Source organism: Lentzea jiangxiensis (assembly GCF_900104175.1).
Classification (GTDB): domain Bacteria; phylum Actinomycetota; class Actinomycetes; order Mycobacteriales; family Pseudonocardiaceae; genus Lentzea; species Lentzea jiangxiensis.
Genome location: NZ_FNIX01000020.1, coordinates 13,551 through 30,223, shown reverse-complemented (window position 1 = coordinate 30,223; position 16,673 = coordinate 13,551). Strand labels below are relative to the sequence as shown.

At 69.8% G+C, this 16,673-nt stretch carries 15 protein-coding genes; 8 read left to right on the top strand and 7 right to left on the bottom strand.

From position 1 onward, the window contains the following. Positions 1-152 precede the first annotated feature (152 nt). Positions 153-1,766 (top strand): glycosyltransferase family 87 protein, encoded by a 1,614-nt coding sequence (locus BLQ91_RS33305; protein ID WP_090103413.1) that lies wholly within the window; start codon positions 153-155, stop codon positions 1,764-1,766. On the opposite strand, the gene BLQ91_RS33300 is transcribed toward BLQ91_RS33305, so the two are convergent. The 3 genes from BLQ91_RS33300 to BLQ91_RS33290 are packed head-to-tail and all read right to left on the bottom strand — an operon-like array spanning position 1,678 to position 4,874. Next, a complete protein-coding gene (locus BLQ91_RS33300) occupies positions 1,678-2,685 on the bottom strand; it encodes a GDSL-type esterase/lipase family protein (RefSeq protein WP_090103411.1) in 1,008 nt (335 codons plus the stop codon). The two genes, BLQ91_RS33305 and BLQ91_RS33300, sit on opposite strands and share 89 nt — an antisense overlap. Before the next feature lie 18 nt (positions 2,686-2,703). After that, positions 2,704-4,080 carry a glycosyltransferase family 87 protein gene (locus BLQ91_RS33295; RefSeq protein WP_245734021.1) on the bottom strand — a complete coding sequence of 459 codons (1,377 nt, stop codon included), beginning with the start codon at positions 4,078-4,080 and terminating at the stop codon, positions 2,704-2,706. A gap of 23 nt (positions 4,081-4,103) precedes the next feature. After that, positions 4,104-4,874: a deoxyribonuclease IV gene (locus tag BLQ91_RS33290; protein WP_090103409.1), complete on the bottom strand. Its 771-nt coding sequence runs from the start codon at positions 4,872-4,874 to the stop codon at positions 4,104-4,106. Between the two features lie 131 nt (positions 4,875-5,005). On the opposite strand from BLQ91_RS33290, the gene BLQ91_RS43490 reads away from it, so the two are divergent. From BLQ91_RS43490 to dnaB, 6 genes are all read left to right on the top strand, one after another. Then, entirely contained in the window at positions 5,006-5,944 is a 939-nt protein-coding gene (locus BLQ91_RS43490; RefSeq protein WP_143022936.1) for a hypothetical protein, read from the top strand. Between the two features lie 101 nt (positions 5,945-6,045). Beyond that, on the top strand, positions 6,046-6,420 hold the full coding sequence (rpsF, locus tag BLQ91_RS33275) for a 30S ribosomal protein S6 (protein ID WP_090103599.1): 375 nt from the start codon (positions 6,046-6,048) through the stop codon (positions 6,418-6,420). A 29-nt stretch (positions 6,421-6,449) separates the two neighbouring features. Then, positions 6,450-6,956, top strand: a complete 507-nt coding sequence (locus BLQ91_RS33270; RefSeq protein ID WP_065915547.1) for a single-stranded DNA-binding protein — start codon at positions 6,450-6,452, stop codon at positions 6,954-6,956. Between the two features lie 58 nt (positions 6,957-7,014). Beyond that, on the top strand, positions 7,015-7,254 hold the full coding sequence (gene rpsR / locus BLQ91_RS33265) for a 30S ribosomal protein S18 (protein ID WP_030480165.1): 240 nt from the start codon (positions 7,015-7,017) through the stop codon (positions 7,252-7,254). Positions 7,255-7,271: 17 nt separating this feature from the next. Further along, positions 7,272-7,727 carry a 50S ribosomal protein L9 gene (rplI, locus tag BLQ91_RS33260; RefSeq protein WP_090103403.1) on the top strand — a complete coding sequence of 152 codons (456 nt, stop codon included), beginning with the start codon at positions 7,272-7,274 and terminating at the stop codon, positions 7,725-7,727. A gap of 543 nt (positions 7,728-8,270) precedes the next feature. After that, complete coding sequence (gene dnaB, locus BLQ91_RS33255; RefSeq protein WP_090103597.1) at positions 8,271-10,298, top strand: replicative DNA helicase; 2,028 nt, start codon at positions 8,271-8,273, stop codon at positions 10,296-10,298. Between the two features lie 41 nt (positions 10,299-10,339). Here the strand turns inward: dnaB and BLQ91_RS41735 are convergent, their stop codons facing one another. Next, positions 10,340-10,498 (bottom strand): hypothetical protein, encoded by a 159-nt coding sequence (locus tag BLQ91_RS41735; RefSeq protein WP_176960081.1) that lies wholly within the window; start codon positions 10,496-10,498, stop codon positions 10,340-10,342. A 148-nt stretch (positions 10,499-10,646) separates the two neighbouring features. Beyond that, entirely contained in the window at positions 10,647-11,243 is a 597-nt protein-coding gene (locus BLQ91_RS33250) for a TetR/AcrR family transcriptional regulator (RefSeq protein WP_090103402.1), read from the bottom strand. A 126-nt stretch (positions 11,244-11,369) separates the two neighbouring features. Between BLQ91_RS33250 and BLQ91_RS33245 the strand changes: the two genes are divergently transcribed. Then, positions 11,370-12,218, top strand: a complete 849-nt coding sequence (locus BLQ91_RS33245; RefSeq protein ID WP_090103594.1) for an SDR family oxidoreductase — start codon at positions 11,370-11,372, stop codon at positions 12,216-12,218. Between the two features lie 220 nt (positions 12,219-12,438). Here the strand turns inward: BLQ91_RS33245 and BLQ91_RS33240 are convergent, their stop codons facing one another. Both BLQ91_RS33240 and BLQ91_RS33235 read right to left on the bottom strand, forming a co-directional pair. Beyond that, the gene (locus BLQ91_RS33240) at positions 12,439-15,624 is read right to left on the bottom strand and encodes a beta strand repeat-containing protein (protein ID WP_143022935.1); all 3,186 of its coding nucleotides are present in this window, start codon (positions 15,622-15,624) and stop codon (positions 12,439-12,441) included. A 193-nt stretch (positions 15,625-15,817) separates the two neighbouring features. After that, positions 15,818-16,579: a hypothetical protein gene (locus tag BLQ91_RS33235; RefSeq protein ID WP_090103399.1), complete on the bottom strand. Its 762-nt coding sequence runs from the start codon at positions 16,577-16,579 to the stop codon at positions 15,818-15,820. Positions 16,580-16,673 lie beyond the last annotated feature (94 nt).

The window sequence follows — 16,673 nt, the reverse complement described above, 5'->3', positions numbered from 1 at the left end:
CCGTGGGTTGATCTGACGAACTGAACACGCAACGGGCCCGGCGCCGACGCGCCGGGCCCGTTGCGTTGCCGGGCTCCCTCCGCGGGACCCGACCGAGATCGGTCCGGAGATGTTGACCACGGTCAAACGGTCTTGGCCGTAACATCCGCGGCGTGCCCAGCAGCCCTGCCGAGCTTCCCGCCGAGGTCCCGACCGAGGACCGCGCCGAGGACACCGTCTCGCTCACCCGTGAAGAGCGGGTCGCACCCACGTGGACCGAGTCGCTCGCCCGCGGCCTGAGCAGACCGTTCGGCGGTCCTCTCGGCGTGCACGCGCTCGTCGGCAGGAACTACTTCTGGACGGCGCTGCGGGTCGTGCTGATGCTCGCCGTGGTCACGTTGCTGCTGGGGTGGGTGCAGAAGTCGCCGTGCATCCAGCAGTACGTCGACGACAAGGGCGTCGTGCAGCTCGACTGGCGCGGCAGCAGGCAGTTCACGGCCCTCTGCTACTCCGACACGGTGCCGCTGTACACGGCGGAGCGGCTCGACCAGCGCGGTTCCTTCCCGTACATCACGTCGTGGAAGGACGACGAGGGCAAGCCGACCGAGCACGTCCGGTACATGGAGTACCCGGTGGTCACAGGGCTGTTCATGTGGCTCAACGCGCGGGTGGCGCAGGGGCTTGTGACGCTCGTGCCGGGCATGCCGATGACGGTGATCGTGTTCTTCAACGTGACGGCGTTCTGGTTGGCCGTGGCGTGGCTTGTCACCGTGTTCTGCGTTGCGCGCATTGCGCGTCGCCGGATGTGGGACGCGGCGATAGTCGCCGTGTCGCCGTTGGTCATCGTCCACGCGTTCACGAACTTCGACACGATCGCGACGGCGTTCGCCACGGCAGGCCTGCTGGCGTGGGCGCGGAAGAAACCCGTGCTCGCCGGCGTGCTGCTGGGGCTCGGTGGCGCGGCGAAGCTCTATCCGTTGTTCTTGCTGGGACCGCTGCTGTTGTTGTGCTGGCGGTCCAACAGACTCAAGGTGGGCCTCACCACCACCGCGGCGGCCATAGGCGCGTGGGCGCTCGTCAACGCACCGATCGCGCTGAACCCGGCCTCGTACCCGGGGTGGAGGGAGTTCTTCCGCCTCAACACCGAGCGCAACGCGGACCCCGACACGCTCTACAACGTGCTCGTGCAGTGGACGGGGTGGCAGGGCTTCGACCCGGGACTGACGCAGGGACAACCGCCGACGGTGCTCAACACGGTCAGCATGGTGCTGTTCCTGGTCTGTTGCGCCGGCATCGGCTACGTGGCGCTCTCGGCTCCGACGCGGCCACGGCTCGCGCAGCTCGGGTTCCTCGTCGTGGCGGCGTTCCTGCTGACGAACAAGGTGTGGAGCCCGCAGTACTCGCTGTGGCTGGTGCCGCTGGCGGTGCTCGCGTTGCCGCGCTGGAAGCTGCTGCTGGCCTGGATGGCGGTCGACGCGCTGGTGTGGGTGCCGCGCATGTACTTCTACCTCGGCACGGACAACAAGGGACTGCCGATCGACTGGTTCCTCGGCGCCGTGCTGCTGCGAGACGCGGCCGTCATCGCGTTGTGCGTCTTCATCTTGAAGGAGATCTACAACCCGGAGCGGGACCTCGTGCGCATGGCGGGCGACGACCCGTTGGCGGGCGTCCTGGTCGATGCGCCGGACCGGCAGCTCATCACACCCGCACGAGGCGAGCCATCGCACCGAATGCGGCCGCGTTCGGGTGCAGGTGATCACCGGAGTCGAACTCCGGACGCAGTCTGAGCGGATCGGCGGGGTCGCGGACGGCGGCGTCGAAGTCGACATGGCCGGGGAAGGTGGCGCGGATCCACGCGTTCACCTTCTGCCGTTGCTGATCCTTGGCCTCGGTCCAGGTGTACCAGCCGCGCCACGGCGTGATTGTGCCGAGGTGGAACTGGACGCCCTCGTTCTCGCAACGCCGCTGGATCGTGCGGATGCCCGCGATGACGTTCTCGGCGCTGACGCCGTTCTGGATGTCGTTGATGCCGCCCAGCAGGAAGACCTTCCGCACTTCTCTGCTGAAGAGCACGTCGCGGGACATGCGGATGACCATCGGCGCGTTGCCCAGCACCACGCCGTTGCCGTTGATGCCCGCGTTCAGCACGGCGTAGTCGGTTTCGAGCAACGACGGCCACGTGTCGTCGTAGAAGCCCTCGGTGATCGAGTCGCCGAACGCCACCACCGCGCCCGGTGCCGTGAAGCCCGCGACCTCGACCGCCGAGACCAGGCAGATGTGCTCGCGTGTGGAGGTGATGGTGCGATGTGCGCGCGCCTGACACGGTGTGCCGGCCGGGGTGTACGTGCTGATGTCGAGCGTCTTGGTGACCGCGAGCTGCACGGCATCGCTGTAGACCTCGTCGCGGGCCCTGATCGTGACGGCGCGGGACCTGTTGAACGTCAGCTGCCGCGTCTCACCGCCGGCCGCGACGGTGACCTGCTCGACGCGGACGGGTTCGGTGCCCATGAGGTTCGACAGGCGCACCCGGACCGAGGTGCCACCCGCGGTGAGGTCGATCGTCGTCCGCACGCTCTGGTCGGGCACCGCTTCCGACAGGGTCGGGACGGCCTGCCACACGGGCAGCCAGCGGATCACCTCCGACCGCGTGGGCACGCCGGAGGCGCCGCAGGCCAGCAGCAGCGCCAGCACGATGATCACCCTCACGGGTGAAGTCTGCGACGATCAGCTCTTCGCTGCCACAGTCCCGCGGAGGAACTTCAGGTCTTCCCGGTCGTCCTCGGTCACGTCCCGGGCCTTGAGGAAGACCACGAACAGCGCGACCAGCAGAGCCGCACGACCCCACACGCCGATCATCACGGCCTGTGCGGAGAAGCTGTCGTAGATCCCGGCCGGCTGACCGAACTCGATGGCCCAGAACCAGCGGAAGATGCCGATCCCCATCGCCAGGTCGACCACGAAGTAGACGTACGCCCAGACCAGCTTCACGCGCAGCAGCACCAGGAACGGCACCAGCCACAGCGTGTACTGCGGCGAGTGGACCTTGTGCAGCAGCATGAAGCCGCACAGCATCGCGCCGGACACCGCGATCCACGGGTAGGTGCCCTCGCGGCGGAAGCGCAACCAGCCGTAGCCGGCGGCGATCGCGAACGACAGCAGGATCGTGATCGGCGAGACCACGCCGACCAGCGACTGCATGGCGTCGTCGCCGATGAACGGCCGCAGGCCCCAGTACCAGATCGAGTTCGTGGTGATGTCGACGCGGCGCAGCTGCTGGAACTCGAACGACGCGAGCCAGCCGTCGTAGCCCGCGAAGGCGAACGGCAGGTTGACCAGCACGACCGTGACGATCGAGGCGAGGGCGACCTTGACCGCGCCGGCGACGTCGACCTTCTTGCCCTCGGGCATCTCCTGGCCGCGCCAGCCGCCGGTGGCGACGAAGAGCATCAGCGGCAGCACGAACGCCGCCGGGTAGACCTTGAACGCGAACCCGAGCCCGAGCAGCACCGACGCGACCACGGCCCGTTCGACCAGCGGCCGGTTCCAGCGGTGCACCACGAAGACCGCGGCCACCGAGCACAGCACGACCGGCAGGTCCCAGTTGTGGAACGCGTAGAGGACCAGCGGTGGCCCGATCGCCCACAGCAACGCGCGCCAGCGGGCGAGCTTGCCCAGCAACCAGCCCGTGACCAGGCCGAACGGCGCCATCAGCAGCGACGAGTAGAGCAGGTACTCCGCGTCGTTGTGCGCGAAGATCGCACCGGCCCAGATGATCAGGCCGGAGAGCACCGGGTACTCGACCGAGCCGCCGACGAGGACGCCCTTGTCGTTGATGCCGCCGTCGACGTACGGGAAGACGTGCCGGTCGATGTCGCGCCCGATCCAGAGGTGCTGGATGTCGGAGTAGCAGACGTCTTCCTTGTTGCGCTCGTCGTAGTCGGGCTGCGTGCGGCCCCACTGGTCGAACGCCGGACCCGTGCAGCGGTCCTTGTTGATGAAGCCCAGCAGCAGCGTGAGGCCGCACAGGAGCACGAGCACGACAGCGGCGGCACTGCCGAAGCGGTTCGCGAAACGCCGGGCTTCGCCTCGCTCGGGCGTCACGCTCACCACCTCGTGCACGGTGCTCACCGGCCGGCGCGGTCGCGCAGGAAGGCGATGTCGTCGGCCTGGCCCTCGTCCGGTGTCTCCACCACGACGGGGCATCCGGCGGTGGCGGCCACGGCGGCCAGCTGCTCGGCGTCGATGGTGCCGGTGCTGATGTTGTCGTGCCGGTCGCGCGAGGAGCCGAACTCGTCGCGCGAGCTGTTGAGGTGCACGAGGTCGATGCGGCCGGTGATGGCCTTCACCCGGTCGACGACGCCGACCAGGTCCTCACCGGCGGCGAACGCGTGGCAGGTGTCGAGGCAGAAGCCCGCGCCGAACTCGCCGACCGCGTCCCAGAGCAGCTTGAGGGAGTCGAACGTGCGGGCCATGGCGTTCTCGCCGCCCGCGGTGTTCTCGATCAGGACGGGGACCGCGAAGCCGCCCTCGGCGACCTGGCGCTCGAAGAACTTGCGCCAGTTCGCGAAGCCCTCCGCCGGGTCCTCGCCCTTCGTGACGTGGCCGCCGTGCACGACCAGGCCCTTCGCGCCCACGGTCGCGGCGGCCTCCGCGTGCTGGACCACGTTCTTCCTGCTCGGAATCCGGATCTTGTTGTTCAGCGACGCGACGTTGATCAGGTACGGGGCGTGGACGAACACCTCGAGGTCGGAGGCGAGCAGCGCCTCCGCCTGCGGATGGGGTTTGGGCTTCTTCCACCCCTGGGGGTCCGACAGGAAGAACTGGACGACGTCGGCCCCGCGTTCGGCCGCGGCGCCGACCGGGTCGTCGTCGCGTACATGGGCCCCGATGCGCATGCACAGGAGGGTAGTCGGCACCCGCAACGCCATCGCAGCCGCCGCCGATAGGAGCAATCGGAAAAACTGGGGGTGGTACGCGTCACCACCAGGACCTACGGTCGTTACCAGAGAGTAGGAAAGGGGTTGGCATGCGACTGCTGAGCGTCACCGCCGCGACGTGTCTGGCGCTGGCCTCCGCCGGTGTCGGGGCGGGTCCGGCCGCGGCCGCGGAGCCCATCGTCATCGGAAGTTGTGCGACGTCGATCCAGGGCGCGCCCGGCACCCCCGTCTCGCTCAGCCCCGCCGCCGTCACGCAGCCGATCACGGACCTCGTGCGCGCGGTGCCCCTGCTCGGACCACCCCTCGCGGAGCCGTTCAAGCAGGCGTTCTCGCAGGTCGAACCCATCCCGATCGGTGCGGTGCAGGCCGGGACGACGACCATCAGCGGCGGCACGATCGCGAACGCGGTGATGGTCGAGGTCGCCAAGATCCCGCTCCTCGGCCCGATCCTCGGCACGCTCGACCAGACCGTCCGCGCGACCCTGACGAGCGGCTGCAAGGTCACCGTGACCGGCGTGAACCAGGTCGCGGCGCCGATCCAGGACGGCAGCAGGGCCGTCGCGGACGCCTCCCAGCAGGCCGTCGGCGCGGTCCCCGGCGCACCGAAGCCCCCCGCCCAGCAGCCCCGGCCCGGTACGCCGCCCGGTCAGCCCGGCACGCAGCCGGGCGCCCAGCCCGGTGTTCCGGGCACGGGTGCGGGCGCGCCGAGCAACCGCGACTTCTCGCTGTACCCGATCGGCGCGAACTTCGGCCGCGTGCCGCTGTTCAGCTACGGCTCGCTGCCGTTCGCGATGCCCGGCCTGTACTCGCCGTCGCCCGGCGTGCGCTACGGCTCGCAGGTCCCGCGCGCGTCCAGCGGCAACGGCATCGAGGGCGACTCGGTGCAGGCGGCCGGCCGTGCCACGGCGCTGCCCAGGCTGGGCGGCCCCGGTGGCGTCGGCGCTCCGGTGCTGGTCGCGGTGCTGATGCTGGCCCTGGTGACGGGCGCGCTGGTGAGGACCTGGGCGCTTCGCCGCACCCCTGCGTAGCCGGTGGACGCGCCCTGATAACCTTTTTCAGTTGCTGACGCGACGACCCTCCTGCCACGGAAAGCCCGTGGCCGTGAGTCCACAGGAGGTGAGTGGTCCTCATGCGTCATTACGAAGTGATGGTCATCCTCGACCCCAGTCTCGACGAGCGCACGATCGCGCCGTCCCTCGACACGTTCCTCAACGTCATCAAGACGTCGGGTGGCAACGTGGAGAAGGTCGAAGTCTGGGGCAAGCGCCGTCTGAGCTTCGAGATCAACAAGAACGCCGAAGGCATTTACGCGGTGCTCGACCTGACCTCGACGCCGGAAGCGGTGAAGGAACTGGACCGCCAGCTCGGTCTGCAGGAGACGGTGCTCAGGACCAAGGTCCTGCGCCGGGAGCCCGCCAAGGCCGCCAAGCTGGCTGCCAAGGCCGCAGCCAAGTCGGACGCCAAGTCGGCCAAGTCGGCGGCCAGGGCCGCTGCCAGGGCCTGACGAACCTCGACTAGGGGAGCTCCCAAGACATGGCTGGCGAGACGACGATCACGGTGGTCGGGAACCTGACCGCCGACCCGGAACTCCGCTTCACCCAGAGCGGTGCCGCGGTGGCGTCCTTCACGGTCGCCTCCACGCCCCGCACCTTCGACCGCCAGTCCGGTGAGTGGAAGGACGGCGAAGCGCTGTTCCTGCGGTGCAACGTGTGGCGTCAGGTCGCGGAGAACGTGGCCGAGTCGCTCACCCGTGGTTCGCGAGTGCTCGTCTCCGGACGGTTGCGTCAGCGTTCCTTCGAGACGAAGGAAGGCGAGAAGCGCACTGTCGTGGAGCTCGAGGTCGACGAGATCGGCCCCTCGCTGCGCTACGCGACCGCGAAGGTCAACAAGGTCAGCCGTGGAGACGGCGGCGGTGGCGGCGGCTTCGGCGGCGGCGGCGGTCAGCAGTCTCGTGGCGGCGGTGGTGCGCCTGCAGACGACCCGTGGGGTTCCGCCCCGCCGGCCGGCTCGGGTGGCTTCGCCGACGAGCCCCCCTTCTAGACCGCTGCACCGGTCATCCAGAACCTCGATCACTGCGTATTCCAGGAGTTAGAGACACATGGCCAAGCCGCCTGTGCGCAAGCCCAAGAAGAAGGTCTGCGCCTTCTGCAAGGACAAGAGCGCGTCCCTGATCGACTACAAGGACACGACTCTCCTCCGCAAGTTCATCTCCGACCGCGGCAAGATCCGTGCCCGCCGCGTCACGGGCAACTGCTCGCAGCACCAGCGCGACGTCGCTGTTGCCGTGAAGAACGCCCGTGAGATGGCCCTGCTGCCCTACACCTCGACCGCTCGCTAAGGAAAGGGGACACCGCGATGAAGCTCATCCTCACCGCTGACGTTTCCGGCCTCGGCGCTCCCGGCGACATCGTCGAGGTCAAGGACGGCTACGGCCGCAACTACCTGCTCCCGCGCGGTCTCGCGATCGTCGCGACCCGCGGCGCGCAGAAGCAGATCCAGGTCATCACCCGCGCGCAGGACACCCGGCGCGTGCGCGACCTGGACCACGCCAAGGAGATCAAGGCCGCTCTCGAGGGCCTTGGCGGCGTGACCCTGGCCGCGAAGTCGGCCAGGGGCTCGAAGAAGCTCTTCGGCTCGGTCACCAGCTCGGACGTGGCGGCTGCCGTCAAGTCCGCCGGTGGTCCGACGCTGGACAAGCGCGCCATTGAGCTGCCGGGTCACATCAAGACGACCGGCACGCACTCGGTCACGGTCCGTCTCCACCCCGAGGTCACCGTGGCTCTGCCCCTGAACGTGACCGCGGGCGAGTAGGCCCCTCGATCTCGTCAGGCGAGCCACCCGACAGTGGTCGGCGGGTTCGCCTGCGGTTCGGATCGCCGAAGCGCCACCGGCCCGGAATGCTCCGGGCGGGTGGCGCTTCTGCACGTTCGGAGCAGTGTTGATCTGTCCACGTCCTGTGGATAAACGCGGCGTACAGCGCGACGGCGACACGCCGAAGAAGGTGTTCTTCGCGACACGCCGACGGTGCGCCCCACAACTTTTTCCACAACTTGTGCACAGCCCTTGAGCTGGAGTTATTTCTGTCACTCCACCGGTTGTCAACAGGTTGTCCCCAGCGTCATGAGCCCTGTGGGCAACCATCCACAGGTTGTCCCCCAGTTGTCCACAGGGCGATCCACACGCTGGTTTGCTTGCTCCGGACGGGTCCCTCTAGCGTCGCTGCCAGGGAGAGGTCATCGCGCAGTGTGGCCGCCCGAAATTGTCGGTGCAGTGAAGTACAACTAGGGGACCAGGCACCGGCTCTCGACTCTTCGCAGGGGTGATTCTTCAGTGGCGCTCGTGGACGACCGGGGCATGGCGGAGCCCGCATTCGAGCGTCAGCCACCCCAGGACCTGGCCGCCGAGCAGTCCGTGCTGGGCGGCATGCTGCTGTCCAAGGACGCCATCGCGGACGTCATCGAGGCGCTCGCGCCGAACGACTTCTACCGCCCGGCGCACCAGGCGATCTACGACTGCATCCTCGACCTGTACGGCCGCGGCGAGCCCGCCGACCCGATCACCATCTCCGCCGAGCTCGAGCGCCGCGGCGAGCTGCTGCGCGTGGGTGGCGCGCCGTACCTGCACACGTTGATCGCGACGGTGCCCACGGCCGCGAACGCCGGCTACTACGCCGAGATCGTCGCCGAGAAGGCGGTGCTGCGGCGTCTGGTCGAGGCCGGCACCCGCATCGTGCAGCTCGGGTACAACGGTGCCGAGGGCGCGGACGTCGACGAGGTGGTCGACCGGGCGCAGGCCGCGATCTACGAGGTCACCGACCGCCGCACGACCGAGGACTACGTGGCCCTCGAAGACCTGCTGCAGCCGACGATGGACGAGATCGACGCGATCGCGTCCCGCGGCGGCATCTCGCAGGGAATCCCGACCGGCTTCGCCGACCTCGACGCGCTCACCAACGGCCTGCACGGCGGCCAGATGATCATCGTCGCCGCCCGCCCCGGTGTCGGCAAGGCGCTCGCCCTCGACACCCCGCTGCCCACCCCGTCCGGCTGGACGACGATGGGCGAGGTGGAGGCCGGCTCGTTCCTGATCGGCGCCGACGGCCGTCCGACCAGGGTGGTCGCCGCGACCGAGGTGATGACGGGCCGCCCGTGCTTCGAGGTGGAGTTCTCCGACGGCACCGTGATCGTCGCCGACGCCGAGCACCAGTGGCTGACGGAGTCGTGCAGCGAGACCGGTGGCTTCTGGGCGATCCGCACCACCGCGCAGCTGTTCGACCGCTCCGGCCTGTGCCGCCAGTTCATCCGCATGTCCGCCGCCTGGGACCTGCCCGCGCTGCCGTTGCCCCTCTCGCCGCGCGCTCTCGGCCTGTTCCTCTCGGGTCTCGGCGACCTGGAGCTGACCGACGAGGAACTGCGCGTCGCCAAGGACCTCGACCTGGCCGACGACCCGCACATCCCCGCCGCATACCTGCGCGCGTCCCGCAGGCAGCGCGAGGAACTGCTGGCAGCGCTGCAGATCGACGGCCGCTTCGCCCGCCTCCGCCGCGACGTCGACGAACTCGTCGCGGGTCTCGGCCGCCACGACCGGGTGGAGATCGTCGCGGTGCGCCCGATCGCCTCCGTTCCGGTGCGGTGCGTGGAGGTCGACAACCACGACCACCTGTACCTCGCGGGCGAGACGATGATCCCGACCCACAACTCGACGCTGGGTCTCGACTTCGCGCGGTCGTGCTCGGTGAAGCACGGCCTGACCAGCGCCATCTTCAGCCTGGAGATGAGCCGCACCGAGATCGTGATGCGCATGCTCTCCGCCGAGGCGCGGATCCGCCTGGGCGACATGCGAGGCGGCACGATGAGCGACGACGACTGGACCCGCCTGGCCCGCCGCATGAGCGAGATCAGCGAGGCCCCGCTGTTCGTCGACGACAGCCCCAACCTCACGATGATGGAGATCAGGGCCAAGGCCCGTCGCCTCAAGCAGCGCCACGACCTCAAGCTCGTGGTCGTCGACTACCTCCAGCTGATGTCGTCCGGCAAGAAGTCCGAGTCTCGCCAGCAGGAAGTCTCCGAGTTCTCCCGGTCGCTGAAGCTGATCGCCAAGGAGCTCGAAGTCCCGGTCATCGCGATCTCGCAGCTGAACCGAGGCCCGGAACAGCGAACCGACAAGCGCCCGATGCTCTCCGACCTCCGCGAGTCCGGCTCGCTCGAGCAGGACGCCGACATGGTCATCCTGATCAACCGCCCCGACGCCTGGGAACGCGACGACCCGCGAGCCGGCGAGGCCGACCTGATCGTCGCCAAGCACCGCGCCGGCCCGACCGCCACCATCACCGTCGCGCACCAGCTGCACTACAGCCGTTTCACGGACCTGGCGCAGACCTGAGCGTCACGTCCAGGCAGGTCCAGGCAGGTCCGTTCACCTGGTCACGGGTGGCTGACCTGCCGGGCGGCCTCCAAGACCGCGTCGACCACCTCTTCCAGCGGACGGCAGCCGTCGACGAGGTCGAAGAGGTCTCGCACCTCTTCCTCGTTCTCGGCGCATCCGCACAGGAACGCCGTCTCCGCGTGCGTTCTCGCGGCCAAGGCCTCGACCTCGTCCCGGTTGATCCTCCAGCCGTAGCGGTCGAGCCAGCCCTGCCAGTCCGCGTCGAACGCCTGGTGCCCCTGCTCTTCAGCGGGTCGCCGACGGTGGACTTGCCGGCTCCTGACGTGCCGGTCGCCCAGCTCAGGGTCATCTCGGTTCCAGGCCGCGCAGTGCCGTGTCCACCACGTGCTCGACGTACTCGTGGGTCAGCGGGCCCGTGCGTTGCAGCCACCGGTTGAGGACCGGGCCGAAGAGCAGGTCGACGGCGACCTCGAGGTCGACGTCCCCGGCGAGCTGACCGGCGCGCTGGGCGGCGCGGAGGCGTTCCTTCTTCAGCTCGCGCATCGGCTGGTCCAGTCGCGCCCGGTAGTCGGCGGCGAGGACCGGGTCGTTGACGATCTCGACGTGCATCGCGCGCATGGCCTTGTCGTTGCGCGGGTCCTCCAGCTCGTCGACCGTGGCCTTCAGGACGAGTTTCAGGTCCGCGGACAGGTCGCCGGTGTCCGGTAGGGCCGCGGCCTCGCCCTCGCCGGCGAACGAGAGGAAGGCGTCGAACAGCAGCGCGCCCTTCGACGGCCACCAGCGGTAGATCGTCTGCTTGCCGACGCCGGCTGCCTGGGCGATGCCTTCGATGCTGAGCTTCGGATACCCCACCTCCCCGACCAGTTCGATGGCGGCGATGAGGATGGCGCGCCGGGCGTTGTCGTTGCGGCGGCTGGGATCGGGACCGACCTTCGTGGGCACGGGCGGAGTCTAGCGTTGCACGAGACGAGACGGTCCGTCTTGACAGAGCGGTGGGACGCGGGCAAGCTGTCGTCATCAGCGAGACGAGACGGTTCGTCTCGTTAACTCCAGGGGGATGATGTGGTCATGTCAGCCAGCTCCAAGGTCTGGTTCGTCACGGGCGCCAGCCGGGGCCTCGGCCGCGCCTTCACCGAGGCGGCACTGGCCGCCGGCGACAGGGTCGTCGGCGTTGCCCGCGACCTCTCGCCGCTCGACGACCTCGCGGAGCGGCACCCCGAGGGGCTCCTCCGGCTGGGTCTCGACGTCACGGACCGGGAGGCGGTCTTCGACGTCGCGAGCAGGGCGGTCGAGCACTTCGGACGGCTCGACGTCGTCGTGAACAACGCCGGTGCGCTGTTCACCGGCATGGTGGAGGAGTTCGGCGAGGCCGAGGCCCGCGCGCAGGTCGAGCTCAACTTCTTCGGTGCGCTCTGGGTCAGCCAGGCGGTGGTGCCGCACCTGCGCGCCGGCGGGGGCGGACGCCTCCTGCAGATCTCCAGCATCGGTGCGCTCGGGGGTTTTCCGAGCACCGGGCTCTACAGCGCCAGCAAGTTCGCGTTGGAGGGGATGAGCGAGGCCCTTGCCGCCGAGGTCGCGCAGTTCGGCATCAAGGTCACCATCGTCCAGCCCGGCGGGTACTGGACCGACCTCTACACCAGCAGCAGGGCGACCGAGCCGAACCCGGTCTACGGCGATCTGCGCGCCGAGCTCGAGAAGCAGTGGGCCGAGGGGTCTGTCGACAGCGAGCCCCGGCTGGCCGCCGAAGCGGTGATGAAGCTGGTCGCGAGCGACGAACCGCCGTTGCGGCTCCTGCTCGGCAGCATGGTCTACGACGTCGCCTTCGACATCTCCCGGCGGCGGATGGACACCTGGGCCGCCTGGGAGGAGACCAGCCGGGCCGCGGAAAAGGCGGTTCCAGCGCCAACGGCCTCATGACGGCTCACCGTGAGGGGTTGTTCGAGACGGTGGCGCTGGTCCGCGCTCGCACTCGCGGCACGCTGGTGACGCTGGTCCTGGTCAGCAGGCCACGCCTCAGGCCCGACTATCGCGAACACGGATTTCGACACAGGCCCTGGACGGCACCGAGCCCCGGCGACACCGTCGTGTCGCCGGGGCTCGGCTTCTTACCGGAGGAGGGTGTTACAACTGCGGGGTGTTACAGCGAGCCGGTCACCTTCTGGAACAGGTTGGCCGGGTCGATCATGGTGAGCGCCGGGTTGTTCAGCAGCGGCAGCTGCGGCAGCGCGCGCTCGTCGGCCTGCGGGGTCAGGCCGCGGGTCGGGTTCAGGTTGAGACCCGAGAGCGAGGCCGGGCCGTCGACGGGCAGCACCGGCAGCGAGCGCTCGGTGGGCACCGCGGGCAGCTGCACCGGCAACGGCAGGGCCGGGGCGGTCACCGGGGCGGACGGCAGCGAGCGCTGGGTGGCGCCCAACGGGATGAGGCGCTTCGCGACCTCCAGCACCTGGCCGAGCGGCAAGCCCTGGACGTTCGGCGTGATGCCGGCCGTGCCGCCGTTCAGCGGCAGCGCGGCGCGCTGGGTGGCGCCCAACGGGATGAGCCGCTTCGCGACCTCCAGCACCTGGCCGAGCGGCAGACCCTGGACGTTCGGCGTGATGCCGGCCGTGCCGCCGTTCAGCGGCAGCGCGGCGCGCTGCTTCGCCAGACCGGGCAACGCCGGGGCGGGCAGCTGGCCGGGCAGGGCCGGGATGGGCAGCTGGCCGGGCAGAGCCGGGATGGGCAGCTGGTTGGTCATGGCCAGCAGGTCGGCCGGGTTCGGCAGCTGGTTCACGGGCAGCTTGTCGAGACCGTGGAACGCCGGGACCTCGTCGACCTTCATCAGGCTGTCGATGCCCTTGGGCAGCTGGATGCCCTTGAGCCGCGTGGCGCGCAGGGTGCCGGTGTCCTCGCCGGTGCGCTGCTCGTCGTGGTCGACGCCCTCGATGATGGCCTGACCGAGCACCTCGACGGGGATGCGCGCGAGCTTCGCGGCCGCCCCGACCGGGACGGTCGTCTCGCGGGCGGTCAGCGGGCCGCTGCCCTCCGTGATCATCTCGCCGCCGGCCTTGGTGTGCGACGACTCGTCGGTGGGCGTCGTCGCGTTGCCCGCCACCGCGACCGCGTCCGCGTACACGCCGGCGAAGGCGTTGGCGGGGACGTTGACCAGGTTGCCGGAGACCGAGGCGTCCTCGGCCGAGGACGAGCTGTCGTCACCGGACACGACGTTGGTGTCGGACACCGCGTCGGACTTGGTGATGCCGGCCGCCGAGACGCTGTTGCCGGGAACCGCGGGGAGCACGGCCGGCTGCGCGCCGACCAGGTTGCCGGAGACGGAACCACCGTCGCCGTTGCTGCTGACGTCGCCACCGGCGACGGACGACAGGTCGTTGGTGGACGTGGAGTCGACGTTGCCGCCGCCGCCGGCCGACCAGCCGAGCACCTGGGAGCCGGTCGCGACCGGGGTCGAGACGGCGTTGCCCGCGATGGAGCCCTGCTCGCCGGTGGTGACGGCGTCGCCGCCGGCCTTCATGTCGGTGGCGTTGTCGCCCGTGGTGGAGTTGTTGCCCACCAGGGTGAAGCCGTCGGCGAAGACCTGGGCGGGCGTCGAGGTCGGGGCCTGGACGATGTTGCCGGACACCGAGCTCTTCTTGCCGGTCGCCTGCGGCGCGTTGCCCGCGGTGACCGTGGTGTCGTTCGACGCGTCCGACGTGGTGTTGCCCACCACGCCGGCGGTGAACGCGAAGACCTGCGGTGCGGCCGCGGTCGGTGCGGTCACGATGTTGCTGGAGACCGTGCCGCGGTCGTCCGCGGTGTTCGGGGTGCCGCCGGAGCGGACCTCCTTGACCTCGTCGGCCGAACCGTGGGCCTGGCCGCCGACCGCACCCGCCACGCCGTAGACCTCGGCGGGCGTGGCGACCGGGATCGAGCCGATGTTGCCGGAGCCGACGGAGTCGTTGCCCGTCGTGCCCTGGTAGCCGGACGTGACCGACTTGACGTCGTTCTTGCAGGTGCCCGTGGACTGGCCGGCGACACCGGCGCCGTTGCCGCACGCGTCCACGGCCGTGGCCGGCGGGAGGTCCGCGATGTTGCCGGACAGGACCGACTTGTCGCCGATCGTGTAGGCCTCGCCACCGGCGGCCGAGTTGGCCTCGTTCGCGTGGTCGGTCACCGCGTTGCCGACCACCGAGCCGCCGTTGCCACCCGCCGCGACGGGCAGCGAGACGGGCGCACCGGCGACGTTGCCGGAACCGGTCGAACCGTTGCCGGTGGTGTGCTTCGAGCCGCCGGCGCGGGAGTCGTTGGTCGTGTCGCTGACCGCGGCCGCGTTGCCGCCGAGGGCACCGGCGTTGTCGTCGACCGTGACCGGGCCGGCGAACGAGGGCTCGGCGATGTTGCCGGCCAGCGTGGCGGGGTCGCCGTTGGTGATCGTCTTGCCGCCGGCGTAGGCGGCGCCGGTCTGCGTCGAGTTGCTGGCGGCGTTGCCCGCGGCGCCGGCCGAGTTGCCGTTGACCTCGAACAGCGGGGCCACGGGCACCGGCATGGCGTTGCCGGACATCGAGCCGTTCCGGCCGCTCGTGACGATGTCGCCCTCGGACGAGGCGAACGTGTCAGCGGAGGAGCTGGCCTCGGCGATGCCGCCCGCGCCCACACCGTTGCCGGTGACCTGGACCGGGGTCGCGCCTCGCTCGGCAACGACGTTGCCGGACATCGTGCCCTTTTCACCACTCGTGGTGATGTCGCCGCCGGTCGTCGTGACCTGCTCGGCGTCACTGGTCCTCGTGGCGGCGTTGCCGCCCGCGCCGACCGCGTTGCCGGTGGCCTGGACCGGGACCACGTGGCCGACGGCGAACACGTTGCCGGCGAGGGACTGGCCGGAGCCGTCGGTGACGACGGTGCCGTCGCGGTGCGCGGCCTGCGAGCAGGCGCCGTACGCCTCGGTGTCGGCGAGAACCGCGATCGCGTTGCCGCAGATGTTGATCGGCGCGTCGAGGTGCCCCTGCATCCTGTTGCCGCGCACCACGTGCTGCGTCGGGGTGTTGCGCAGGCGCTCGCTCGTCTGGCGGACCAGCGGGTTCGCGACGGGAGCGGCCGTGCGGGTGGGCACCGCGCTGGCGACGCGGTCCGTGCTGACCGTGCGGTCGACCTTGGGGACCGTGACTTCCCTGGCCGGCGTGGCCAGCTTGTTCTGGTCGGCCTTGATCGGAACCGAGGCCGCGACGTCGACGGGCGAAGGTGCGGCGTCCGGGTCGACGTTCTCCTGAGCAGAAGCGATGCCCGTACCGAGCATCAGCAAACCACCAGTGACAAACGCGGTCTGAAGTCCGCGCTTTGCCCAGGTCTGCATTAGATCTCCTTCTTCCAATTCCCGTCTGCGAGCGACGGGGGTTCATGGGGGGTGGGCCGAAACGCGCAGGGGAAGGCGCGTCATCACCGGGGGAGTCGCACGCGGTGATCGACCGGAGGAGCGCAAGAAAAAAGCGCGACGGTCGACTTCCGGACAGCCAGGGGAGTGGGCTGCCGCGGACCGCGCGCTGGAATCAGTCGGGGTTGATACCGGGCTGCTTGCCCGGCGTCACGGTGACCTCGTCGGTGGACGGCGCGAGAGCGCGCGTCGACGAGATGCCGTGGGCGTTGCCGGACGCAGCGAGAGCAGCGGTGGTGCTGCCCTTTGCAGAACCAGAACCGTCGTTGCACGAAGAGCAGTGCACAGGCGCGGGCGCCGGGGCGGGCAGCTTCGGGAACGGGTTGCTGGGCAGGGACGGACGCTGCTCGGAGGGCACGACAGAGTCGTTGTGCTCCAACAGATCCGTCCACGAGGCACCGGAGGGGCCGGTGAACTGCGGGACCACCGGTGCCGGCGACTGCGCGACCTCGGCGGTGGGGGTGACCGGGATCTCCGGGAACGTCACGTCCATCGACCGCGCCGTGGCGGGGCTGTCGGACTGACCGGTCCTGTCGACCTGCGGCAGGACCCGCTCGGTGATCTGCTGGACCACCGGGCGGACCTGCACGTCCGGCATGGAGGCGCGATCCTTCTCGTGCTCGGCACGCAGCGTTTCGTCGATCTTGTGCACTGCCTCGGCAGCGGGCGCGACGACCGGGAGCTTCTCGTCCGTCTTGGCGACGATCTCGCTGACGACGTCGAACTGCTGCGCGTCGTCCACCGCGTGGGCCGACGACGTGGTGAGCACCCAGGCAACGGCGGTTCCCGCGATCGCCCCGCCGACGGCGAGCAGCGCTCGGGTGGCGAACCGGCGGATGCCGTTCGCTCCCGTCTTCGCTCGCAGATCAGCGGACAACGCAGGAGACCTCGCTACTCGGATGGCATTCGGGGAAATCGCCGACGACCAACTGATCAAGTCGACGTCGGCGACTCTGCCAGTCCCGCCACCC

Excerpts from the sequence above, each read along its gene's own strand:
- BLQ91_RS33245 (WP_090103594.1), top strand. The coding sequence starts at position 11,370 with ATGTCAGCCAGCTCCAAGGTCTGGTTCGTCACGGGCGCCAGCCGGGGC.
- BLQ91_RS33290 (WP_090103409.1), bottom strand. The coding sequence starts at position 4,874 with ATGCGCATCGGGGCCCATGTACGCGACGACGACCCGGTCGGCGCCGCG.
- dnaB (WP_090103597.1), top strand. The coding sequence starts at position 8,271 with ATGGCGGAGCCCGCATTCGAGCGTCAGCCACCCCAGGACCTGGCCGCC.
- BLQ91_RS43490 (WP_143022936.1), top strand. The coding sequence starts at position 5,006 with ATGCGACTGCTGAGCGTCACCGCCGCGACGTGTCTGGCGCTGGCCTCC.
- rpsR (WP_030480165.1), top strand. The coding sequence starts at position 7,015 with ATGGCCAAGCCGCCTGTGCGCAAGCCCAAGAAGAAGGTCTGCGCCTTC.
- rplI (WP_090103403.1), top strand. The coding sequence starts at position 7,272 with ATGAAGCTCATCCTCACCGCTGACGTTTCCGGCCTCGGCGCTCCCGGC.
- rpsF (WP_090103599.1), top strand. The coding sequence starts at position 6,046 with ATGCGTCATTACGAAGTGATGGTCATCCTCGACCCCAGTCTCGACGAG.
- BLQ91_RS33240 (WP_143022935.1), bottom strand. The coding sequence starts at position 15,624 with ATGCAGACCTGGGCAAAGCGCGGACTTCAGACCGCGTTTGTCACTGGT.
- BLQ91_RS33270 (WP_065915547.1), top strand. The coding sequence starts at position 6,450 with ATGGCTGGCGAGACGACGATCACGGTGGTCGGGAACCTGACCGCCGAC.